Source organism: Pseudomonas sp. 50_B, from assembly GCF_017491625.1.
In the GTDB taxonomy this organism is placed as follows: domain Bacteria; phylum Pseudomonadota; class Gammaproteobacteria; order Pseudomonadales; family Pseudomonadaceae; genus Aquipseudomonas; species Aquipseudomonas danubii.
Window position 1 is genome coordinate 470216 of sequence record NZ_JAFGYX010000002.1, and the last position, 23142, is coordinate 493357.

The window sequence follows — 23142 nt, forward strand, 5'->3', positions numbered from 1 at the left end:
GTCCAGCACTAAATCACAGGCATAAAAAAACGCCAGACTGGCTGGCGTTTTTGACAGGTTTTAGCCGTTACGAACGGGCACGAGCCTGGTTGCGCAACGCTTTGACCTGATCGTGATTGCGTTGCACGCCGTGGTACTGGCGCTCTACCACATCACGAATACCCACCAGGTTGTGCTTGCTGATTTTATCCAGCGCCTCCTTGTAGGACTTCAAGGCATGGTCTTCGCCACGCTCGGCCTCGTTGAGCACCGATTCCTCATCCTTGCCGGTCACCAGTGACTTGAGGTCGACCCAACGACGGTGCAGATCGCCACTGACGCTGGTGGAGGTTTCCGGTTCGCCACCCATGGAGCGCACCACGGACTGCAGTTCGGCGGCGGCGGTAGCGCAATCGGTGGAGCGCTTGATGAACAGCGCCTTGAGTTCTGGGTGCTTGATGTCTTCAGCACAGGTCTTGAACCCTTCCTGACCATCCTTGCTGGTCTCGATCAGGCTGTTGAGCACCGAAATTGCTTCTTTATTCAAGTCAGTCATTTTCTGGTTCCTTGCGGGTTGAGAGAGTTGAGTCAACTGCTGGGTTAACTGCTGGATTAACCTTTGCACCCGCCATGCCAGACTTTGAATTTATATTTTTTACTTAATTTTCAATAAGTTATCTTTTAACTAAAAATCTGTATCCGCGTTATTTGCATGATCTGTCATTTGGCCTGCATGCAGAATGCCTGTATTTTCCATGGCGTTCGAATCACACGAAAGTTGCGCCATGACCCCCGAGACACTTGAACTGCTGATCACCCGGGAAATGCCCTTCGGCAAGTACAAGGGCCGCATCCTGGCCGACCTGCCCGGCCCCTACCTGAATTGGTTCGCCCGCGAGGGCTTTCCCAAGGGCGAGCTCGGCGGCCTGCTGGCCCTGATGCAGGAGATCGATCACAACGGCCTGTCCGACCTGCTGGACCCGCTGCGCGCCAAACACGGCAAACCCAAGCCCCGTCACTGAAAAAGAGCCCACCATGCCAAGGACTGCAGCAACCCTCGCCCAGGACGAAGACCATTGGCGTGCAATCGCCCGGCAGTTCGACATCGAACCTGGGCCGATCAATCTGGAGAACGGCTATTTCGGGCGCATGACGCGCAAGGTGGCCGAGGAGTACCAACACAATATCCAGTGGGTGAACCGCAGCAACTCGGTGCATGTGCGCCAGCGCTTCGAACAGATCGAGGCCCTGCAGATCCGTGGCCAGCTGGCAGCACTGCTGGAGGCCCCGGAGAATGCCGTGGCCCTGACTCGCTGTGCTTCCGACGCCCTGCAATCCTTGATCCGCAACTACAACCGCCTGCAACCCGGCGACCAGGTGCTGCTCAGCGACCTGGAGTACGACACGGTGAAAAGCGCGATGCGCTGGCTGGCCCGTCACCGGGGTGTGGAGGTGATAGAAATCGAGCACCAGCACCCTGCCAGTTTTGACAGCCTGCTCGACACCTATACAAGCGCGTTCGAGCGTTACCCGCGACTCAAGCTGATGCCGCTGACCTACGTCACCCATCGCAGCGGACTGGTCATGCCAGTCCAGGCCATTGCTGCTGCCGCCCGGGAACACCAAGTCGACATCATTCTCGACGGCGCCCACGCCCTGGGCCAGATCGACTTCGACCTGCCCCAGCTGGGGATCGCCTTCGCTGGTTTCAACCTGCACAAATGGATCGGAGCGCCACTGAGCCTGGGCTTTATCTATATCCACCCGGAACGCCTGGAGGATATCGACCCGGACATGGGCGAGTTCCACTTCCCCACCGACGACATCAGGGCCCGAACGCCCTACAGCACACCGAACATCCCGGCGCTGATGACCTTGCCCCTGGTGTTCGAAGAGCATCGAGCCATGGGCGGTTCGGCGGCCAAGGGCGCACGCCTGAACTACCTGCGCGCGACCTGGACCGAAGCCGTGCGCGAGACGCCAGGGATCGAAATCCTGACCCCGAAAGACCCGCGCCTGTGCTGCGCCATCAGCGCCCTGCGCTTTACCCGCCACGCCGACCAGCAAGCCCTGGTGGAGCGCCTGCTGCGCGACTACAACCTGTTCGCCGTAACCCGTACCGGCGCCGGTTTTGGCCCCTGCATCCGCATCACCCCGGGGCTGGTGACGCCTCTGGAGCACATCCAGTGCTTGATCGGGGCCCTTGGCGAATTGGCCAACCAGTGACGCCTCCCTCTCTTCAAGCGAGGGGCGAGGCTTTTTCTCCAGGCAAAAAAAAACGGTGCACCGACCAAGCGCACCGTAAAGCCGTAGAACACACCAACGAATCAGGTAAAAATTTCAGTCCAGCAGAGACAGGGCCTCGGCTGTGCACTCTTGAATCCGCGCCCAGTCGCCGTTCTTGATCCACTCGGGATCGAGCATCCAGCTACCGCCCACGCACATCACATTCTTCAAGGCCATGTAGCTCTTGATATTGGCCGGGCCAACGCCGCCAGTCGGGCAGAATTTCACCTCACCGAACGGACCGCCCAGGGCCTTGATCGCCGCCACACCACCGCTGACTTCAGCCGGGAACAGCTTGAAGCGACGATAACCCAGGGCATAACCCTCCATGATCCCGGAAGCATTGCTGATCCCCGGCAACAGCGGGATCGGACTGGCGACACTGGCCTGCAACAGGTCACGGGTGATACCCGGGGTGACGATGAACTGCGAGCCTGCCGCTTGCGCCGCGGTGAGCATGTGCGGATCAAGCACGGTGCCGGCACCGGTCACCAGTTCCGGACGCTGCTCGCGCAGGATCTGGATGGCCTTGAGGCCGAACTGCGAACGCAGGGTCACTTCCAGGGCCGTCAGGCCACCTGCCGCCAGGGCGTCTGCTAGTGGCAGCACATCCTGCTCACGGGCAATGGTGATCACCGGCAGAATCCGCGCCTTGGCACAGAGGCTGTCGATCAGGGCAACTTTGTCCGCCATGGAAACGGTCGGGGGTAGGTTTGTCATAGCGGCTGATCCTTGGCTCATGGGCACCAGTAAATCTCTAACGGGGTTTGCAGGAAGGCGCGAATCGGCATTTCGGCAACAGCGTCACCGGCCAGTGCGGCACTCAGGGTGGTCAGCTTGGACTGACCGGAAATCGACAACAGCTGATGGCGGGCCGAGGCCAGCAAGGCCCGGCTCATGCTCAGGCGCTGATGGGGCACGGTGGGCGCCAGCATTGGCCAGCAGCGACGGCTGCCATCGACCCGAAGCGCCTCGGCCAGGTTCGGGCTGTTGGGGAACAGCGAGGCGGTATGACCGTCATCACCCATGCCCAGCACCAGCACATCAATTCCCGGCAACTCGGACAACAGACGATCGGCCTGCTGGGCCGCTTCTTCCAGGTTGGCCGCCGCGCTATAGAGGCTGAGGAAGCTGGCCTTGGCCACCGGCCCCTGGAGCAGATAGCGCTTGAGCAGGCCGGCATTGCTGTCGGCATGCTCCACCGGCACCCAACGCTCGTCCGCCAGGGTGATCAGCACCTTGGACCAATCCAGCTCCTGCTTCACCAGGGCCTGGAAAAACGCCACCGGGCTACGGCCACCGGACACCACCAGGGTCGCGTTGCCGCGGACGGCAATGGCCTCGCGCAGCAGCTCGGCCACTCTCAGCGCCTGGCCTTCAGCCAACAAGGTAGGACTGCGGAATTCGTGGGCTGCTACCCCCGCCGGCAGTTGCAAATCAGATATCGCCATACCAAGACCTCCCGTCCCGCGTGATCAGTGCAATGGAGCTCATCGGCCCCCAGGACCCGGCCGCATACGGCTTGGGCGCATCACCGGATTTTTTCCACCCGGCGATCAACTGGTCACACCACTTCCACGCGGCTTCGATTTCATCTTTGCGGACAAACAGGTTCTGATTGCCGCGCATCACTTCCAGCAACAACCGCTCGTAGGCATCGGGAATCCGTGCACTGCGATAGGTATCGGAAAAATTCAGCTGCAACGGACCGCTGCGCAGCTGCATGCCCTTGTCCAGGCCTTGTTCCTTGGTCATCACCCGCAACGAGATGCCTTCATCCGGCTGCAGGCGAATGATCAGCTTGTTGCTGATCTGCAGGCGCTGCTCGGGGGCAAAGATATAGTGCGACGGCTCTTTGAAGTGGATGACGATCTGCGACAGTTTTTGCGGCATGCGCTTGCCGGTACGCAGGTAGAACGGCACCCCGGCCCAACGCCAGTTGCGGATATCGGCACGCAGGGCGACGAAGGTTTCGGTGTCGCTCTGGGTGTTGGAGTTTTCTTCTTCCAGGTAACCCGGCACCGATTGGCCCTCGCTGTGACCGGCAATGTACTGGCCACGCACCACCTGGGTGGTCAGGCCTTCCGGGCTGATGGGCGCCAGGGCCTTGAGCACCTTGACCTTCTCGTCACGGATGCTGTCGGCGGAGAGGTCGGCCGGTGGGTCCATGGCGATCAGGCACAGCAACTGCAGCAAGTGGTTCTGGATCATGTCCCGCAGTTGACCGGCCTTGTCGAAATAGCCCCAGCGGCCTTCGATGCCAACCTTCTCGGCCACGGTGATTTCCACGTGGGAGATGTAGTTCTGGTTCCACTGGGTTTCGAACAGGCTGTTGGCGAAGCGCAAGGCGATCAGGTTCTGCACCGTCTCCTTGCCCAGGTAATGGTCGATCCGGTAGATGCGGTTTTCCGGGAAGAACTGGGCCACCGCGTCGTTGACCTTGCGCGACGATTCCAGGTCCGAGCCAATGGGTTTTTCCAGGACCACGCGAGTGTGCTGGTTAAGTCCGACCCGGGACAGGTTCTCGCAAATCGCGCCATACACCGCCGCCGGTGTGGCGAAGTAGGCGATCAAGCGTTGTTCGCCGCCGGCGCGCTCAGCCAGGGCCACATAGTCCTCGGCCTTGAGGAAGTCCACATGCAGGTAGCTCAGGCGAGCGAGAAAAGTCTGCAGGACCTCAGTGTCGATGTCCTTGTCACCGACGTACTTGCGCAGCTCGGTTTCGATATTCGCCAGGTGCTCTTGCTCGCTGCCCGGCTCACGAGCCAGGGCCAGAATCCGCGTGTCTTCATGCAACAGACCGGCGGCATCGAGTTGGTACAAGGCAGGAAACAGCTTACGCAGCGCCAGATCGCCCAGCGCGCCGAACAAGGCAAAAGTGCAGGGTTCAACCGTTATCGAAGGCATGATGTTTGTTCTTTTATCAAGTTAAGCTACAAATACCTTTTTTCAAGGCATCACTCAAGGAAAAATGTAGTAATAAACACAACATTTTTACAAAATACAGATTCCAGGTGGTGGTCGATCCAGGCCATCAGTAGGATAGGCCACCTCTCAACTTCGCATTGCGGGCGCTCTAGCGGCTCTGCCGCTGCGCCTGTCTAGCCGATCTAGGAAACCTGAATGGACCGAGTGCGAAATCTTCTGGAGCAGATCCAGAACCGCCTTGAAGAACTGAACAAGGCGGAACGTAAAGTCGCCGAAGTCATCCTGCTCAACCCACAGCAGGCGACTCGCTTCAGCATCGCTGCGCTGGCCCAGGCCGCTTCGGTCAGCGAACCGACGGTCAATCGCTTCTGCCGCTCGTTCGGTGTCAGCGGCTACCCGGAACTCAAGCTGCAACTGGCCCAGAGTCTGGCCAGCGGCGCCGCCTACGTCAGCCGCGCCGTAGAGGCCGACGACAACCCCGAGGCCTACACACAAAAGATCTTCGGCAGCGCCATCGCCTCCCTGGACAGTGCCTGCCAGGCCCTGGACCCGAACCTGATCAGCAAGGCCGTTGACCTGTTGATTCAGGCTCGGCAGATCCACTTCTTCGGCCTCGGTGCCTCGGCCCCGGTGGCCATGGATGCACTGCACAAGTTTTTCCGCTTCAACCTGGCAGTGACGGCCCATGCCGATGTACTGATGCAGCGCATGATCGCCTCGGTGGCCCACACCGGCGAATTGTTCGTGATCATTTCCTACACCGGCCGGACCCGCGAACTGGTGGAAGTGGCACGCATTGCCCGGGAAAACGGCGCTTCGGTGCTGGGGCTCACCGCAGAGAACTCGCCGCTGGCCAAGGCCAGTACCTTGAGCCTGAACATCCCTCTGCCCGAAGACACCGACATCTACATGCCGATGACCTCGCGGATCATCCAGCTCACCGTGCTCGACGTGCTGGCCACCGGCATGACTCTGCGCCGTGGCGTGGACTTCCAGCCGCACCTGCGCAAGATCAAGGAAAGCCTCAACGCCAGCCGCTACCCGGTGGGCGACGAGTTCAACTGAGGCTGGCCGGTTCGCCGGCCTACCGACTCCTACACCGCAGCCCGCGCCTGCAAGCTCAGATGCGCCTGCTCCCCCGGCGCCAGGCACAGGCTGTCGGTGCCGCCGGCAGCCGCTTCGACACAGACAAACCGCGACACCTCATTCCAGCTCACCCCCAGCAAGGGCCGGGTGCCGGGGTGCCAGACCACGGTGTCGGCATCGTCACCAGTGTCGATGCACAACTCCCGTTGCCAGGCGTGGTCCTTGAGCTGCAATTCGCCTTCGTGCTGGAACACCCGCTGGCACCCGCCCTCGACCCGCAACTCGCCCTGCTGCTGACAGACCTGGCGGTTCAACTGGTCGTAACCCTGGGCGCCATCAAGCCCGGACAGCGCTACCTCGCCGACGTCGCCAATACGCCAATAGGCGTGCAAAGCCTGGCTCAACTGACAAGGTTCACTGTCCTGGTGCTCGGTGCTCAGGCGCAGATCCATGCTTTGCCCCAGGTGTGCGTGCAGGTCGACCTTCCAGTCGCACAGCTGCAATTGCCAGTGCAGGCGCACGCCGTCCTCGTCGCTGCTGCTGTCCAGCAGTTTCCAGTCCAGCAGCCGCGCCCAACCGTGGGACGGCCAGGCATTTTCACTGGGATGGCGACCGTACCAGGGCCAGCACACCGGCACCCCGCCGCGGATCGCCCCCACTTGCGGCCACTTCGAGGCACACCACAGCCAGGGCTTCTGCCCGACCGGCTGAAAGTGCAGCAGTTGAGCGCCCTGGCGACTGAACACCGCCTGACACAGCGGGTGATCGATCACCAGCACATCGCGCATCTGATAGCGCTCCCAGGCGAACACCGGGCGTTCGCGCAGGGATTTGAAAAAGCGTTGTAGCGGATGCTCATGCATGGGCCGCGGTCCTGAAATTCACTGCTGTCTCGATACTCATCAGGGGGACTTGCAATCCCCACAAAAAAAAGCGGACGGCCTGGGCCATCCGCAAAATGCGCACATGGAGGAGGAGCTTATCGCAACAGCTCTAGAACACCGACTGAATTTTCAGACCGGCCACCAACGCGTTATCCACTTCATCCACACCGCCCGGATGGGTGATGTATTGCAGGTTGGGGCGTACGGTCAGCCAGTTGGTGACGTGGAAACCGTAGTTGATCTCGTAGTTGTATTCCGTGTCGCGCAGCGGCATGTACAGCGGGTTGTCGTAGTTGCTGATGCCGTTGTCCTCATTGATCAGCTGGGCGTTCTTGCGCACATCGTCGTTGACGTGGATCCGCGCAAAACCGATGCCCACGTCATCTTTCGGACGCGCATCGAACGGCCCCTTGTACACGAACATCAGCGACTGGTAGTTGTCGACGACGTTGGTGTCCTTGTCATGGAAGGTGGCGTTGGCGGCGATGTTCAAGCCACGGGAAGCGTCACCGTTGTGGGTGGTGAGTTGCTGCTGCCCGACGAACCAGTAGCCGTGCTTGCTGTTGTGCACGCGATAGGCGTCGCCTGTGTCCGCGGCGTCCTGGCCGTTGGCGTCCTTGCGCACATCATTGGCGTCGGCCGTGCTCTTGTAGTAACCCACGCGGTACTCGCCCGGCAGGCTATTGAGCTTGGGCGACCAGACCAGTTCCACCGGCAATACCGTGCCCTTGGTGCCGCTGCCGCTGAGCTTGAAGCCGTTGCCGTGCTCCAGCTGCGACGGGTTCTGGTTGTAAGCGCCGATCTGCGCATACAGCTCGGGGGTGATGTGGTATTTGACCCGCAGCGCCGCCTGGCTGACCGGCCAGTTGTACCAGATGCCGGTGGCCCAGTTGCCCACCTGGGAGCCGCAGAAGGCCAGGTTCTGGAACTCGCAGGGGAAGGTGTTGAAGTCTTCGCCTTCGCCGAAGTAACCGGCCTTGACGTCCAGCTTGCCGTCGAGGAACTGGTGCTGAATCCACAGCTGAGTCAGACGCACCATATGGCCACGACCGTACACCTCCTGGGAAGAACTCAGGGTGCCGGCACGCGGGTCGCCGATACGATCGTTGGAAATGTTCTGGCCGTTACGGTTGGTCAGCTGAATCTTGGCCTGGGTATTGTCCCAGCCCAGCAGCTTCTGCAGATCGAAGGCCACGCCAAGGCCGAACTGATCGCTGTAGCGCCCGGTCTTGTCGTCGTTGTAGCCGCCATGCAGGTTGGCGCCCATTTCACCGACGTAGTCGGCCTTGATGTCGATCCCCTGCTCGATCAGCTTGGTACGCTCACCACCCCAGTCGCCGGTCATCCACTTGGAGTCGGCGCTGAACGCCTCGTCCGCCATGGCATTGGCGGACAGGACCAATGCCGCAGCCGCTGACAACTGGCAAAGCAGCCGGGTATTGCTGTGTTGCTTTTTCATCCCTACATCCTCGTCTTTATTGTTATTAACGATTTATCCAACGCGGTTTACAGCGGGTGCGACGGATGACAGGCCATCCGTCACGGATTCAACGCCCCTTGAACTGCGCCACGTTGCCGCTACGGGGCTCGGACACAGGCGCGCCGGCCGCTCCCAGGCGCTCGCCACTCTGGGCATCGAACAGCAGCACTCGGGCCGGATCGAACTGCAGGGTCAGGGTTTCCCCGGCATCGGGCGCCTGATCCGGAGCCAGGCGGCAGCAGACCTTGGTGCCATTGAGGGTGACGAACACCAGGGTGTCGGGACCGGTGGGCTCGACCACCTGGACCTCGGCGCGCAGGGTCGGCAAACCATTGGCTTCGGCGGGAGCCAGGGAGATCTGCTCCGGACGAATGCCGAGGATCACCTCGCGGTCTTCGAGCCCCGCGTCCTGCATGCCAAGAGGCAGCTCGCAACGGGCCTGGCCACTGTCCAGTAGCGCCAGCAGGCGGCCGTCCTTGCGTTGCAGGCGCAGGGGGATGAAGTTCATCGGCGGCGATCCGATAAAACTCGCCACGAACAGGTTGGCCGGGTCGTTGTAGATCTGCTTCGGGGTGCCGAACTGCTGGATGATCCCGTCCTTCATCACCGCCACTTTGTCGCCCAGGGTCATGGCTTCGATCTGGTCGTGGGTGACATAGACCGTGGTGGTCTTGAGGCGCTGGTGCATCAGTTTCATTTCGGTGCGCATCTCGACCCGCAGCTTGGCGTCGAGGTTGGACAGCGGTTCGTCGAACAGGTAGATCTTCGGTCGCCGCGCCAGCGCCCGGCCCATGGCCACCCGCTGCTGCTGGCCACCGGAGAGCTGGCCCGGCTTGCGGGTCAGCAGGTGCTCGATCTGCAGCAACTTGGCCACCCGCGCCACTTCCGCGTCGATCTCGGCAGTGGGCATCTTGCGGATCTTCAGGCCGAAGGCGATGTTGTCGCGCACGCTCATGGTCGGATACAGCGCGTAGGACTGAAACACCATGGCGATGTCACGATCCTTGGGGCTCATGCCGCTGATGTCGGCGTCGTCCACCAGGATCGCCCCGCCGCTGATGTTCTCCAGCCCGGCGATGCAGTTCATCAGGGTGGATTTGCCGCAGCCGGACGGGCCGACGAGGATCAGGAACTCACCGTCGTCGATCTTCAGTTCGATGTTCTTCAGGGTGTCCGGCAGGCCGGCACCGTAGGTCTTGTTGACGTTGCGTAATTCGAGAGTGGCCATGCTTTACCCCTTGACTGCGCCGGACGTCAGCCCGCGCAGGAAATACTTGCCGGCGAAGATGTAGACCAGCAGTGTCGGCAGCCCGGCGATCATCGCCGCCGCCATATCAACGTTGTATTCCTTGGCCCCGGTGCTGGTGTTGACCAGGTTGTTCAGGGCCACGGTGATCGGTTGCGCATCGCCGCTGGCAAACACCACGCCGAACAGGAAATCGTTCCAGATCTGGGTGAACTGCCAGATCAGGCAGACCATGATGATCGGCACCGACATCGGCAGCAGGATCTTGCCGAAGATGGTGAAGAACCCGGCGCCATCCAAACGCGCGGCCTTGACCAGGGCATCGGGGATGCTCACGTAGTAGTTGCGGAAAAACAGCGTGGTGAAGGCCAGGCCGTAGACCACGTGCACCAGCACCAGACCGGTGGTGGTGTTGGCCAGGCCGAACTTGCCAAGGGTGAACGAGGCCGGCAGCAGCACGGTCTGGAACGGCAGGAAGCAGCCGAACAGCAGCAGGCCGAAGAACAGCTGGGAGCCGCGAAAGCGCCACATCGACAGCACGTAGCCGTTCATTGCACCGATGAAGGTGGAGATCAGTACCGCCGGCACGGTGATCTTCACCGAGTTCCAGAAGTAGCCGCCCACAGCGTCCCAGGCTTTGATCCAGCCAATGCCGTCCACCACCTGGGGCCAGCTCAGCAGGTTGCCGGTGCGGATGTCTTCAGGGGTCTTGAAGCTGGTCAGCAGCATCACCACCAATGGAATCAGATACACCGCCGCCACCAGCAGCAAGGTGGCGTAGATGGCGATCCGGCTGAAGTTCAGGGTCGGCTTGGCGAGGGAGTTAGTCATGGCGCTTGCCTCGCAGTTCGGAGTACAGGTACGGCACCAGGATGGTCAGTACGGCACCGAGCATCAGCATGGCGCTGGCCGAGCCGATGCCCATCTGGCCCCGGCTGAAGGTGAAGGAGTACATGAACATCGCCGGCAGGTCGGAGGAGTAGCCCGGGCCGCCCGCGGTCATCGCCGCCACCAGGTCGAAGCTCTTGATGGCGATGTGGGCGAGGATCATGAAGGCACTGAAGAACACCGGCCGCAGGCTCGGCAAGACGATCCGCAGGTAGATGGTCGGCAGGCTCGCGCCGTCCACCTGGGCGGCGCGGATGATCGACTGGTCGACACCGCGCAGACCGGCGAGGAACATCGCCATGACAAAGCCCGAGGCCTGCCATACAGCGGCGATCACCAGGCAGTAGACCACCCGGTCCTGATCCACCAGCCAGTCCAGGCGAAAGCCTTCCCAGCCCCAGTCACGGAGCATCTTGTCCAGGCCCAGGCCAGGGTTGAGCAGCCACTTCCAGGCAGTACCGGTGACGATCATCGACAGTGCCATGGGGTACAGGTACACGGTACGGATGAAGCCTTCCTTGCGGATGCGCTGGTCCAGCAGCACCGCCAGGAACACCCCCAGCACCAGGCTGATGGCAATGAACATACCGCCGAAGAGCGCGAGGTTCTTACTCGCCACCCACCAGCGATCGTTGTCCATCAAGCGCAGGTATTGCTGCAGGCCGACCCACTTGTAGCTCGGCATGAAGCTGGAATTGGTAAAGGACAGAATGAACGTCCAGATGATGTAGCCATAAAACCCCACGAGCACGATCACCATGCTCGGCGCCAGCACCAGCTTGGGTAGCCAGCGCTGCAGTGCGTCCAGGGGTGAGGCCTTGCTGAAAACCGCCACAGAGCTCATCGCAAAAACCCAGTTATTGAAGTGAATCCGGGATGCACGCCGCCGCTGCATGGGCGTAAGCCCTGCAGGGCGGCAACACAGTCACAGGTCTGCCACCGGCGTACCGGCGGCGGGGTCAAGGATTACTGCGCGGCTTTGACCGCCGAGGCCAGTTGCGCACTGGCCTTGGCCGGGTCCGCATCCTTGTCGTTCATGAAGTTGGTGACCACATCGAAGATCGCGCCCTGCACCGCCAGGGAAGTGGCCATGTTGTGCGCCATGCTCGGCTGCAGGCCGCCGGTCTTCTCGTCGGCCAGGAAGTCCTTGGCCGCTGCCTGGGCGCAGGAGTCGAAGCCCTCGGCGCTCATGTCGTTGAGCATGTCGGTGCGCACCGGGATCGAGCCCTTGTTGATGCTGAAGACCTTCTGGAAGTCCTTGCCCAGGGCCACCTTGGCCAGGTCCTGCTGAGCGGCGATATCACCTTTGCGATCGGCCTTGAGCTTGAACACCGCCAGGGAGTCGATGTTGTAGGTGAAGGCCTTGTCGGTGCCCGGGAACGGCACGCACTGGTAGTCCTTGCCGGCAACTTTCTTCGCCGCCGTCCATTCGCTCTTGGCCCAGTCGCCCATCATCTGCATGCCGGCCTTGCCGCCGATCACGTCGGCAGCCGCAATGTTCCAGTCACGCCCGGCACGGTTGGGGTCCATGTAGCCGGTGATTTTCTTCAGCTCGGCAAAGGCCTTGGTCATTTCCGGGCCGGAGAGGGTTTTCTGGTCCAGGTCCACCAGGGCTTTCTTGTAGCCTTCAGGGCCCATGACCGAGAGCACCACGTCTTCAAACACGGTGCTGTCCTGCCACGGCTGGCCGCCATGGGCCAGGGCAATGAAGCCCGCAGCCTTGAGCTTGTCGCCGGCGGCATAGAACTCTTCGAGGGTGGTCGGGGCCTTGTCGATCCCGGCTTTCTTGAACACTTCAGGGTTGATCCACAGCCAGTTGACCCGGTGGATATTCACCGGCACTGCTACGTAATCACCTTCGTACTTGACGGTATTGGCCACCTTGGACGAGAGCAGGCCGTCCCAGTTTTCCGCCTTGGCCACGTCCTTGAGGGTGTCGGTGCTGAGCAGGCCGGTGCTGCCCCATTCCTGGATATCCGGGCCCTTGATCTGGGCTACGCCCGGCGGGTTGCCGGCCACGGCGCGGCTTTTCAGCACGGTCATCGCAGTGGAACCGCCACCACCGGCCACGGCGCCGTCCTTCCAGGTGAAACCGTCTTTTTCCACTTGGGCCTTGAGCACATCGACGGCAGCTTTTTCACCACCCGAAGTCCACCAGTGGACGACTTCCACGGAACCTTTGGAATCGGCGGCGAGGGCGCTCAGGGGAAACAGAGAGGCAAGGGAAATGACAGTGGCGAGGCGAGAAATCGCATTCATTTGAAGTACCTTTCTTGTTGTTATGCATGCAAGTCTGGTGCTTGCGCTGCATACGAGTCTAAACAGCCTAGTCGAACGTTCGGGTAACGAAGCGACGGGGAAATGTCACGACATGGTTACACAGGGCCCGGAACAGACGCTTGGGCCAAAGCCGAGGCCATGCTCGGCGCCAGGGGCAGACGCGGAATCAGCACGGCTTGCCAGGCGTGATAGAGGTCCGGCTTGCCGCCCCAGATCTCGGCGGCCGGGCGGTTGTCGCGGCCCAGTTCGTGATGCCAGCTGCCCTGCTGATGATCGATGAAATGGGCTTCGCAGAACTCCCAGAAACGCCGGTACCAGGCCTCGTACTGCTCCTGGCCGGTGCGCCTGAGCAAAGCGCTGGCGGCGGCGCTGGCCTCGGCATGGGTCCAGTGCAGGCGTTGGTGCACCACCGGCCGGTTGTCCCAATCCAGGGTGTAGACAATGCCCGGGGCACCGTCCACATCCCAGCCGTGGCGGCAGTTGCTCGCGAACAGGTGCTGCGCATCCAGCGCCAGCCAGCCCGGGGTCAGCATCCCGGCCAGGCCGCGCGACGCCTCCAGGTGCAACAGCAGGCGCGCCCATTCGAAACCGTGGCCCGGCGTGGTGCCGAAGGGGCGGAAACCGTCGGCGGGAAAGGCCCGGTTGTAGTCGCGCTGGGGTTGCCAGTCAGCGTCGAAATGCTCGATCACCATGAAGTCGTTGGCGGCGGCGTGCTGATGGATCACCCGCTCGACGATGCGCAGGGCGCGGTTGAGCCAGCGCGGGTCCTGGGTGACATCGGCCAGGGCCAGGAAAGCCTCGGTGGCGTGCATGTTGCTGTTGGCGCCGCGATAGGCTTCCGGCTCGCGCCAGTCACGGTTGAAGGACTCGAGCATGGCGCCCTCCTCCTCGCTCCAGAAATGCCCGTCAATGATCCGGATCGCCTCCTCAAGCAGGGCCTGGGCACCCGGCCGCTGCGCCACCACCGCAGAGCTGGCGGCCAGGGCGACAAAGGCATGCAGATAGGCCGCCTTGGTGCTGTTGCCATCGGCCTGACCGGCCACGGCGAACCAGCCGCCGTGCTCGGCATCGCGCAACGGCCCCATGAGCGCGGCGATACCGTGATCCACCAGCCCGGCATAACCCGGCAGACCCTGGATGTGCGCCATGGCGAAGCTGTGGGTCATGCGCGCGGTGTTCATGGTTTCGGCCTGGGCACCGGCGGGCAGGCAGCCCCGGGCATCAAGGTTGCCGAAGCCTTCGGCGAGTCGTGAAGCCTTGGCGAAATCAAGCAGGCGCAGGCCTTCGGCGGCGAGCCAGGAATGGTGAGCGGGCGCGTTCAGCCAACTGCGCAGCGGCAGGGGGAGAGAGTCCATGAGTGGCCTGTTGTTGTTTTTATCGAAGGCTTGAGTCTAATCAAGCCGTTCGCAACCGCAGGTAACGAAGGGCCAGCACAATGTCACCAAACCGTGACATTGCGCGGCTCCACCCGTAGGAGCCGGCTTGCCGGTGAAGAGGCCCTTGAGTCCTGCAGTGCCCTTGGGGACGCCTTCGCTGGCAAGCCAGCTCCTACACAAGTCAGCGTCTGCACAGGCCAGCCACTCAGTCGAAGGTCCGGGGCAGGTACAGGGTCACCCGCAGGCCGCCTTCGCGCAGGTTCTGCAGGCTGACTTCGCCGCCATGGCTGTGGGCAATGTTGCGGGCAATCCCCAGGCCCAGGCCGTAGCCCTGCTGCTGGCCGGCCAGACGGAAATGCGGCTCGAACACCTGCTCCAGGCGCTGCTCCGGTACGCCCGGGCCTTCGTCGTCGACATGCAGGACAAAACCGCTGTCGTCGTCTTCGATGTGCAGATGGGCGTTCTGCCCGTACTTCAGGGCGTTGTCGATCAGGTTGCCCATGCAGCGCTTGAGCGCCAGGGGCTTGCCCGGGTAGCTGGCCAGCGCCCGACCCTGCTGGGTCACACGGCCATTGCCGTTGGGTGCCAGGTAAGGCTCCACCAGGCAGTCGAGCACCTGGTTGAGGTCCACCGGCTCGATGTTCTCGTGGATGTCGGTGTCCTTGACGCATTGCAACGCACCTTTGACCAGCAGTTCCAGCTCGTCCAGGTCGCGGCCGAACTTGGCTTGCAGTTGTTCGTCCTCCAGCAGTTCGACTCGCAGGCGCAGGCGGGTGATAGGGGTGCGCAGGTCATGGGAGATGGCACTGAACAGCTGGCTGCGCTCGGTCAGGTAGCGGCTGATGCGTTCGCGCATGCTGTTGAAGGCCCGCCCCACTTCCACCACTTCACTGCCGCCGCCCTGCGCCACCGGCTCGACATCGGCGCCCAGGGACATGTCCCGCGCCGCCCGGGCCAGACGCTTGAGGGGCCGGCTCTGCCAATGCACCAGCAGGCCAATGAACAGCAGCAGAAAACCGCTGGTGAGCAGGATGAACCACACCTGCTGCGCCGGCAGCCCCTGTTCTTCGAGGCTGGTATAGGGCTCGGGCAGCAGCGAGGCAATGTACAGCCATTCTCCCGGGGCCATCTGGATCTGGGTTACCAGCACTGGTGGGTTCACCGGCTCCAGGGTCAAGGCGTAATGGGCCCAGGAGCGGGGCAACTCGTCGAGCTTGAGGCCGCCATTGAAAATCCGCAGATCATCGGGGCTGACAAAGGTCACGGATAGATCCGCGTCGTTGCCCAGGGACTGGCGCAGCACTTGCTCCACCGCCTGCAATACCGCCTCTTTGCGCGGTGTAGCGGGCAGCACCTGCATGCCCAGGGGCTTGTCATTGAGGGTCACGACAAAACGGGTACCGCCCATGCTGCGCAACTGGTCGAGCACCAGGGGGCGATAAGCCACCGGCAGCGAACGCAGGTAACTGACGCTGGCGGTCATCGAGTGAGCCAGGCTGCGGGCGCTGGTCACCAGGCCTTCGAGCTGGGTAGCGCGCAACTGCGAAACCCAGATCACGCTGGACAGGGCCTGGGCGAACAACACCGCCAGCAAGGTCAGCAGCAGCATGCGCCCCAGCAGCGAGCGAGGCATCGGCACCCGCCGCAATACTCTGCGCAGTGCCTCAGTGACCATTGCCGGCAACCACATTGGCTGCCAATTGATACCCGCTGCCACGCACGGTACGGATCAGCCGCGGTGGCTTTTCCGTGTCCCGCAGACGCTGGCGCAGACGGCTGACGGCCATGTCGACGATGCGGTCCAGGGGCATCAGGTCACGCCCGCGAGTGGCATTGCCGATGGTGTCGCGGTCGAGGATTTCCTGGGGGTGGTCGAGGAACAGCTTGAGCAGGGCAAAGTCGGCGCCGGAGAGGATCACCTCCTCGCCGTCGTTATGAAACAAGCGGTGACTGATCACATCCAGGCGCCACTCGTCGAAGCACAGCACGTCACCTGCGACCCGCTCCTGAGCGAACTGCACCCGGCGCAACAGCGCCTTGATCCGCGCCTGCAACTCCCGGGGGCTGAAGGGCTTGCCCAGGTAGTCGTCGGCCCCCAGCTCCAGACCGATCACCCGGTCGGCCTCGTCGGAGCTGGCGGTGAGCATGATGATCGGCACCTGACTGCACCGTGGGTGCTGGCGAATCCAGCGGCACAGGCTGAAGCCGTCTTCGTCGGGCAGCATCACGTCGAGGATCACCAGGTCGCTGGGTGCCTCGCTCAGGGCCTGACGAAAGCCGGCGCCATCGGCGGTCGTGCGCACCTGGAAGCCGCAGCGGCTGAGGTAGGTTTCCAGCAGCTCGCGAATTTCCTGATCGTCGTCAACCAACAAAATCGACTTACTGACTGAACTCACCGGGGCCGTCCTTATTGTTAGGCAGGGAGCGCGATTATGCCTGATGCAGGGAGGCGTGTTACCGCCTCTTCGCCGTGCGGCTCAAGGTCAACCCTGGGCCTGCTCCAGCGCTACGCCGGCACCGGTCAGCCCGGAATAGGGCGCCGTCACCAACCACACCGGAATGCCCTTGAAGTAGTCGCTCATGCAGCCCTTGTCGGCAAAACTCCTGGCAAAGCCGCTGTGGATGAAGAAGTCGGCGAAACGGGGAATCACCCCGCCGACGATATACACCCCGCCCCGCGCGCCCGTGGTCAGCACGTTGTTGCCCGCCACTCGCCCCAGCCAGCAGCTGAACTGCTCCAGCACTTCCCGGGCAATCGGGTCGCCAGCAAGCCCGGCAGCGGTGATGGCCTCCGGGGTATCGAGGCGCGGCTCATGGCCGTCCACCGCACAGATCGCCCGGTACACCCGCGGCAATCCACTGCCGCTCAAAGCGGTCTCGGCGCTGACATGGCCAATTTCATCGTGGATGTGCTGCCACAGCTGGGTTTCCCGCGGGCTGCTCAAGGGCAGGTCGACATGCCCCCCTTCCCCCGGCAAGGCCATGTAGCGGCCGTCGCCGAAATTCAACAGGGTACCGACGCCGAGACCAGTGCCCGGACCGATCACCACCGCCGGACGCAAGGGCTCGGCAACGCCTTCGCAGACCACGCGAAACTCATCGGGCTGCAAGCGGGTCATGCCCAGGGCCATGGCCGAGAAGTCGTTGACCAGCAGCAACTGCTCCACCTGCAAGGCCTGGCAGAACGCCTGACGGCTCAGGCGCCAGTGGTTGTTGGTAAAACGGAACTCATCGCCGCTGACCGGACCGGCCACCGACAGGCATACCGAACCGATGGCACCCAGGGCCAGGCCCTGGTCTTGCAGGTACGCCTTGATGGCGTCTTCCGGGCAGCGATAGTCCGCCGTTGCATGGACCTGGATCGCGTCCAGTTGTTGGTCTTTCCACAACGCGAAGCGCGCGTTGGTGCCACCGATGTCACCGACCAGGGCCAGTTTCAATTAAGCGTCTCCAGAGCAGAGGTAAAGGCGCTGGCGCCCTGCTCTGCCGAGCTGAAGGCCATGCGCATGAAAGCGAAGAGTTCACGACCGGTGCCGACGTTGTTGCCCAACAGGCCCTTGGCCGGTTCCCGGGCGGCGAATTCGGCGGCGTCGACCTTGAGTTCCAAGGTGCCCTTGACCCCGTCAACGCGAATGATGTCACCGTCCAGCACCCGAGCCAGCGCACCGCCGACCTGGGCTTCGGGGCTGACATGAATCGCCGCCGGAATCTTGCCCGAGGCACCCGACATACGTCCATCGGTCACCAGCGCCACCTTGAAGCCACGGTCCTGCAGCACCCCGAGGAACGGGGTCATCTTGTGCAGCTCGGGCATGCCGTTGGAGCGCGGGCCCTGGAAGCGCATCACCGCGACGAAGTCCTTCTCCAGCAGGCCGGCCTTGAACGCATCGGCCAGGTCCTGCTGGTCCTGGAATACCACCGCCGGGGCTTCGACGACCTGATGCTCGGGGGCCACGGCGGACACTTTCATCACCCCGCGGCCCAGATTGCCTTCCATGACCCGCAAGCCGCCTTCCGGAGAGAAGGCCCGGGCCACCGGCCGCAGGATGTTTTCATCGAGGCTTTCGATCGGGCCTTCGCGCCATACCAGCTTGCCGTTATCGAGGAACGGCTCCTGGGTGTAGCGGCTCAGGCCGCGGCCGGCCACGGTATTGACGTCCTCGTGAAGCAGGCCGGCTTCCAGCAGTTCACGGATCAGGAACGACATGCCGCCCGCTGCCTGGAAGTGGTTGATGTCGGCCTTGCCGTTGGGATAGACGTGAGACAGGGTCGGCACCACCTCGGACAGATCGGCCATGTCCTGCCAGGTCAACTGAATGCCTGCCGCCTGGGCAATGGCCGGCATGTGCAGGGTGTGGTTGGTGGAGCCGCCGGTGGCGTGCAGAGCGACGATGGAGTTGACCAGGCAACGCTCGTCGACGATTTCGCCAATGGGCGTGAAGCTGCCGCTCTGCTTGGTCAGACGCGTGACCTGCTGCGCCGCCTCATGGGTCAGGGCGTCGCGCAGCGGCGTGTTGGGGTTGACGAACGAGGCGCCCGGCAGGTGCAGGCCCATGACTTCCATCAGCAACTGGTTGGTGTTGGCGGTGCCGTAGAAGGTGCAGGTGCCCGGGCTGTGGTAGGACTTCATTTCCGACTCCAGCAGCTCCTCGCGGCTGGCCTTGCCTTCAGCGTAACGCTGGCGCACATCGGCCTTCTGCTTGTTGGAAATCCCCGACACCATCGGCCCGCCCGGGACGAAGACCATCGGCAGATGACCGAAGCGCAGGGCGCCCATCATCAGGCCCGGCACGATCTTGTCGCAGATCCCCAGCATCAGCGCCGCGTCGAACATGTTGTGCGACAGGGCCACGGCCGTGGACAACGCGATCACCTCGCGGCTCGGCAGGCTCAGTTCCATGCCGGCCTCGCCCTGGGTCACGCCATCGCACATGGCCGGGGTGCCGCCAGCGAACTGGCCCACCGAACCGATCTCGCGCAGGGCTTTCTTGATCTGCTCGGGAAAACGCTCGTAAGGCTGGTGAGCCGACAACATGTCGTTATATGACGAAACAATTGCCACGTTGGCCGCATTCATCATCCGCAGGCTGTGTTTGTCGTCGGCGCCACAACCGGCCACGCCGTGGGCGAAGTTCGCACACTGCAGCTTGCCGCGCTGCGGACCATCGCTGGCGGCACCGCGAATCAACGCCAGATAGGCCTGGCGAGTGGCGCGACTGCGAGCGATAAGCCGTTCGGTGACCTCAAGAACGCGGGGATGCATATGTAGAACTCCAGGCTAACGGATGTGGCGACCTGTTTGTCTATGCTGATCAGAAGCCCCGCCACCGAGGGACAGTGGAGGACATTTCTGACCATTTGGACCAGTTGATTCAGGTCACTCGTTGTAGATAAGACAAAATATTGCCACTAAAAAGGCTTGTTTTCTATTTCTATGCGAATAATCTTGTAATTCCAACAACAAATTTAACGACAGGCGTTTGCACATGACTCTTCGAATCGCAATCAACGGTTTTGGCCGTATTGGCCGTAACGTCCTGCGCGCACTCTATACCCAAGGCTATCGTCAGGATCTGCAGATCGTCGCCATCAACGATCTGGGGGACAGCGCGATCAATGCCCACCTGCTGAAGTACGACACCGTCCACGGCACTTTCGACGCCGAAGTCCAGCACGACCAGGAAAGCCTGACCGTCAACGGCGACCGGATTGCCGTCAGTGCCATCCGCAACCCGGCCGAACTGCCCTGGGCCGCGGAAAAGATCGACGTGGTCTTCGAATGCACCGGCCTGTTCACCGACCGCGCCAAGGCCGCTGCCCATCTTACTGCCGGCGCCCGCAAAGTGATCATCTCGGCACCGGCCAAAGGCGCCGACGCCACCGTGGTCTACGGTGTCAACCACGACATCCTGCGCCAGTCGCACCAGGTCATTTCCAACGCTTCGTGCACCACCAACTGCCTGGCCCCGGTGGCCCAGGTGCTGCACCGCGAGCTGGGCATCGACAGCGGCCTGATGACCACCATCCACGCCTACACCAACGACCAGAACCTCACCGACGTCTACCACAGCGACCCCTACCGCGCCCGCTCGGCTACCCAGAACATGATCCCGAGCAAGACCGGCGCCGCTGAAGCCGTGGGCCTGGTGCTGCCGGAGCTGGCGGGCAAGCTGACCGGCATGGCAGTGCGGGTACCGGTGATCAACGTATCGCTGGTGGACCTGACCGTGACCCTCAAGCGCGACACCACCGCCGAAGAGGTCAACGCCCTGCTCAAGAGTGCCAGCCAGCATTCGAAGATCCTCGGCTACAACACCCTGCCGCTGGTCTCCAGCGACTTCAATCACAACCCGCTGTCGTCGATCTTCGACGCCAACCACACCAAGGTCAGCGGCGGTCGCTTGCTCAAGGTGCTGGCCTGGTACGACAACGAGTGGGGCTTTTCCAACCGCATGCTGGATAACTGCCTGGCCCTGTGCAACGCGGAATAAAACGGATATTCGTCGATGATCGGTATCAGTTTTACCCAAAAGACCATGGCGGCGCGCAAGCGCATCGCCCTGGTCGCGCATGACCACTGCAAGGTCTTTCTGCTGGACTGGGCCGAACGACAGAAGTCACGCCTGGCCGAACATGAACTGCTGGCCACCGGCACCACCGGGCTGCTGCTGAGCAAACGCCTGGGACTGCCGGTGCACAGCATGATCAGCGGCCCTCTGGGCGGCGATCAGCAACTGGGCGCGCAGATTGCCGAACAGCGGGTCGACCTGCTGGTGTTCTTCTGGGACCCCTTCGAACCCCAGCCCCACGATCCGGATATCAAGGCCCTGCTGCGCGTGGCGGCGGTGTGGAACATTCCCGTGGCCTGCAACGAGTGCAGCGCCGACTATCTGCTCAGCAGCCCACTGATGAGCCAGGCCCATGAACACCGGATTCCCGACTACCAGGCGTACCTGGCCGCTCGGGGATAAATCACACAAGGCTTGACCATTGGCGCAGATGACAATCATTATCATCTGCTGCAAAAATGGATCAGGCCTTGCTGTGAGTCAATCGCACTTCAACCACGTCTTCCTCACTCAACGAATTTCTCTGCTGCGAACGCTGGAGCGGATGGTCAACAACCACAGCACCGCCGAAGACCTGCTGCAGGAAACCTATCTGCGGGTGACCCGCGCCCTCAGCGAGCGGCCGATCACCCACCTTGAGCCCTTCGTGTTCCAGACTGCACGCAACCTGGCGCTCGACCACCTGCGGGCCCGGCGCATCCAGGGCCGCACCCTGCTGGAAGATGTGCCACCGGAGGTGGTGGAGAGCGTCGCCGCTCCCCTCAGCAGCGCCGAGGACGCAGCCCACGCCGAGCAATTGCTCGAACGCCTGAACCTCAGCCTCGGTCAGCTCAGCCCGCGCCAGCAGCAGATCTTCATCCTCAGCCGCCTGCATGGCCACAGCTATCAGGAGATCGCCGACGCACTCGGGGTGTCGCTGAGCACCGTGCAAAAGGAACTGAAATTGATCATGGCCATCTGCATCGGCGTCGCCGAACGTCTCGACGGCCAGTGAGTCTCAACCGCTGAGCACAATGACTGCGTCAGCCCCAGGCCTTTGTTAACCTTGGCCGGCTTTCGCTCTCTCTTGAAAAAACAGCTGCGCACAGACGCCGCCGAGGAACACCCGTGACGGATTTTCACAGCGCCGAGCCGCCCACCCCTGCCGGCTCGCACTCAAGCACCCTTGCCATGGATCAGGCGCTGGATTGGCTGATCGAGCTGGAACATCCGAACGAGGAACAGGTGCGCCAGTTTCATCAGTGGCTGGCGGCTTCACCGCTCAATGCCCAGGCCTTCGAAAAGGCCCAGGCCATCTGGAACGGACCGCAAGTGGCGCTCTGTGCCCAGGCCCTGGCCGCCCCTGCACCGAAGGTTTCACGCCTGGCTCGCCTGCGCCCCCACTGGAAGCCCCTGGCCACCGCCGCAGTGCTGGTGCTTGGGCTGTTCAGCTTCAGCAACCTGCCCCTGCGCCTGCAGGCCGACCACCTGACCCTGGTGGGTGAACGCCAGCGCCTGCAACTGGAAGACGGCTCGAAAGTCCTGCTCAACACCAACTCGGCGTTTTCCAGCCAGATCAACGATCACCAGCGCGTGGCTCGGCTGTACCAGGGCGAAGCCTTCTTCGAGATCCCCGCCACTCTCGGCCGCCCCCTGGAACTGGACGCCGGTCCGGTCAAGGCCAGCGTGGGCGACACCGCCTTCGCCGTGCGCTATCTGGACGGCATCGCCCAGGTCCAGGTGCAACGCGGCGATATCGACCTGCGGGCGACCCACGCCGACCAGCGCATTCGCTTGAGGGCCGGAGAAAGCGTACGCGTCGGCCCTCAGGGGTTTGAGCGCCCGGCCAAGCTCGATGCTGGCAAGGACCTGGCCTGGGTCGAAGGGCGCCTGGTGTTCGAGAACTGCCCCCTCAATCAGGTGCTGGCGGAACTGCGGCGTTATTACCCGGGCTGGATCGTCAACAACAACGAACAGTTGGCAAGTGTTGCGGTCACCGGCAACTACCGCCTGGACCAGCCCCTGGATGTGTTGCGATCCCTGGCCCATATCACCTCGGCGCGACTCTCGGAATTCCCGGCGCTGGTGATTCTCAACTGAGAATAATTATTTTTACGCGATAGCCATGGGTCATACGTCTCGTTATAGCCAATGCAACTGA

General features: G+C 62.4%; 22 protein-coding genes. 7 read left to right on the forward strand and 15 right to left on the reverse strand.

Annotation, left to right across the window (positions count from 1 at the left end; all coding sequences use genetic code 11):
* Nucleotides 1–67 precede the first annotated feature (67 nt).
* Nucleotides 68–535 carry a PA2169 family four-helix-bundle protein gene (locus tag J5M73_RS05325; RefSeq protein ID WP_102860610.1) on the reverse strand — a complete coding sequence of 156 codons (468 nt, stop codon included), beginning with the start codon at nt 533–535 and terminating at the stop codon, nt 68–70.
* 229 nt (nt 536–764) lie between these two features.
* Here J5M73_RS05325 and J5M73_RS05330 point away from each other — a divergent pair, with 229 nt between their 5' ends.
* Together J5M73_RS05330 and J5M73_RS05335 are read left to right on the forward strand one after the other, a co-directional pair.
* Nucleotides 765–1001 carry a DUF3820 family protein gene (locus tag J5M73_RS05330; protein WP_025126856.1) on the forward strand — a complete coding sequence of 79 codons (237 nt, stop codon included), beginning with the start codon at nt 765–767 and terminating at the stop codon, nt 999–1001.
* A 13-nt stretch (nt 1002–1014) separates the two neighbouring features.
* Complete coding sequence (locus J5M73_RS05335; RefSeq protein ID WP_102860609.1) at nt 1015–2205, forward strand: aminotransferase class V-fold PLP-dependent enzyme; 1191 nt, start codon at nt 1015–1017, stop codon at nt 2203–2205.
* 114 nt (nt 2206–2319) lie between these two features.
* Here J5M73_RS05335 and J5M73_RS05340 read toward each other — a convergent pair whose 3' ends face one another.
* The 3 genes from J5M73_RS05340 to zwf are packed head-to-tail and all read right to left on the reverse strand — an operon-like array spanning nt 2320 to nt 5172.
* Nucleotides 2320–2985, reverse strand: coding sequence for a bifunctional 4-hydroxy-2-oxoglutarate aldolase/2-dehydro-3-deoxy-phosphogluconate aldolase (locus J5M73_RS05340; RefSeq protein ID WP_102860608.1), 666 nt, complete (start codon nt 2983–2985; stop codon nt 2320–2322).
* A 17-nt stretch (nt 2986–3002) separates the two neighbouring features.
* On the reverse strand, nt 3003–3716 hold the full coding sequence (gene pgl, locus J5M73_RS05345) for a 6-phosphogluconolactonase (RefSeq protein WP_102860607.1): 714 nt from the start codon (nt 3714–3716) through the stop codon (nt 3003–3005).
* Entirely contained in the window at nt 3703–5172 is a 1470-nt protein-coding gene (zwf, locus tag J5M73_RS05350; protein WP_102860606.1) for a glucose-6-phosphate dehydrogenase, read from the reverse strand. The genes pgl and zwf overlap by 14 nt, the downstream gene beginning before the upstream one ends.
* A 225-nt stretch (nt 5173–5397) precedes the next feature.
* Between zwf and J5M73_RS05355 the strand changes: the two genes are divergently transcribed.
* Nucleotides 5398–6258: a MurR/RpiR family transcriptional regulator gene (locus tag J5M73_RS05355; protein ID WP_170001736.1), complete on the forward strand. Its 861-nt coding sequence runs from the start codon at nt 5398–5400 to the stop codon at nt 6256–6258.
* A gap of 29 nt (nt 6259–6287) precedes the next feature.
* On the opposite strand, the gene J5M73_RS05360 is transcribed toward J5M73_RS05355, so the two are convergent.
* The 11 genes from J5M73_RS05360 to edd all read right to left on the reverse strand — a co-directional run bounded on the left by J5M73_RS05360 (nt 6288) and on the right by edd (nt 19696).
* Entirely contained in the window at nt 6288–7142 is an 855-nt protein-coding gene (locus tag J5M73_RS05360; protein WP_102860605.1) for a D-hexose-6-phosphate mutarotase, read from the reverse strand.
* 130 nt (nt 7143–7272) lie between these two features.
* Nucleotides 7273–8622, reverse strand: coding sequence for a carbohydrate porin (locus J5M73_RS05365; protein WP_102860604.1), 1350 nt, complete (start codon nt 8620–8622; stop codon nt 7273–7275).
* An 88-nt stretch (nt 8623–8710) separates the two neighbouring features.
* Nucleotides 8711–9871 carry a sn-glycerol-3-phosphate ABC transporter ATP-binding protein UgpC gene (gene ugpC / locus J5M73_RS05370; protein WP_102860603.1) on the reverse strand — a complete coding sequence of 387 codons (1161 nt, stop codon included), beginning with the start codon at nt 9869–9871 and terminating at the stop codon, nt 8711–8713.
* Between the two features lie 3 nt (nt 9872–9874).
* Nucleotides 9875–10720: a carbohydrate ABC transporter permease gene (locus tag J5M73_RS05375; RefSeq protein ID WP_102860602.1), complete on the reverse strand. Its 846-nt coding sequence runs from the start codon at nt 10718–10720 to the stop codon at nt 9875–9877.
* Nucleotides 10713–11648, reverse strand: coding sequence for a sugar ABC transporter permease (locus J5M73_RS05380; RefSeq protein WP_170001734.1), 936 nt, complete (start codon nt 11646–11648; stop codon nt 10713–10715). The genes J5M73_RS05375 and J5M73_RS05380 overlap by 8 nt, the downstream gene beginning before the upstream one ends.
* Nucleotides 11649–11743: 95 nt before the next feature.
* A complete protein-coding gene (locus J5M73_RS05385) occupies nt 11744–13036 on the reverse strand; it encodes an ABC transporter substrate-binding protein (protein WP_102860600.1) in 1293 nt (430 codons plus the stop codon).
* Between the two features lie 116 nt (nt 13037–13152).
* Nucleotides 13153–14412: an AGE family epimerase/isomerase gene (locus J5M73_RS05390; RefSeq protein ID WP_102860599.1), complete on the reverse strand. Its 1260-nt coding sequence runs from the start codon at nt 14410–14412 to the stop codon at nt 13153–13155.
* A 226-nt stretch (nt 14413–14638) separates the two neighbouring features.
* Complete coding sequence (locus J5M73_RS05395) at nt 14639–16108, reverse strand: ATP-binding protein (protein ID WP_102860597.1); 1470 nt, start codon at nt 16106–16108, stop codon at nt 14639–14641.
* Complete coding sequence (locus J5M73_RS05400) at nt 16098–16829, reverse strand: response regulator transcription factor (RefSeq protein ID WP_102860596.1); 732 nt, start codon at nt 16827–16829, stop codon at nt 16098–16100. The genes J5M73_RS05395 and J5M73_RS05400 overlap by 11 nt, the downstream gene beginning before the upstream one ends.
* A gap of 87 nt (nt 16830–16916) precedes the next feature.
* Nucleotides 16917–17873, reverse strand: coding sequence for a glucokinase (locus tag J5M73_RS05405; protein WP_102860595.1), 957 nt, complete (start codon nt 17871–17873; stop codon nt 16917–16919).
* On the reverse strand, nt 17870–19696 hold the full coding sequence (edd, locus tag J5M73_RS05410) for a phosphogluconate dehydratase (protein ID WP_102860594.1): 1827 nt from the start codon (nt 19694–19696) through the stop codon (nt 17870–17872). Before edd ends, J5M73_RS05405 begins: the two co-directional genes overlap by 4 nt.
* A gap of 223 nt (nt 19697–19919) precedes the next feature.
* Here edd and gap point away from each other — a divergent pair, with 223 nt between their 5' ends.
* From gap to J5M73_RS05430, 4 genes are all read left to right on the forward strand, one after another.
* Nucleotides 19920–20924 carry a type I glyceraldehyde-3-phosphate dehydrogenase gene (gene gap / locus J5M73_RS05415; protein ID WP_102860593.1) on the forward strand — a complete coding sequence of 335 codons (1005 nt, stop codon included), beginning with the start codon at nt 19920–19922 and terminating at the stop codon, nt 20922–20924.
* A gap of 15 nt (nt 20925–20939) precedes the next feature.
* Complete coding sequence (locus J5M73_RS05420; RefSeq protein ID WP_102860592.1) at nt 20940–21404, forward strand: methylglyoxal synthase; 465 nt, start codon at nt 20940–20942, stop codon at nt 21402–21404.
* A gap of 73 nt (nt 21405–21477) precedes the next feature.
* Nucleotides 21478–21996: an RNA polymerase sigma factor gene (locus tag J5M73_RS05425; protein WP_102860591.1), complete on the forward strand. Its 519-nt coding sequence runs from the start codon at nt 21478–21480 to the stop codon at nt 21994–21996.
* 113 nt (nt 21997–22109) lie between these two features.
* Nucleotides 22110–23081: a FecR domain-containing protein gene (locus J5M73_RS05430; protein ID WP_102860590.1), complete on the forward strand. Its 972-nt coding sequence runs from the start codon at nt 22110–22112 to the stop codon at nt 23079–23081.
* Nucleotides 23082–23142: the final 61 nt, after the last annotated feature.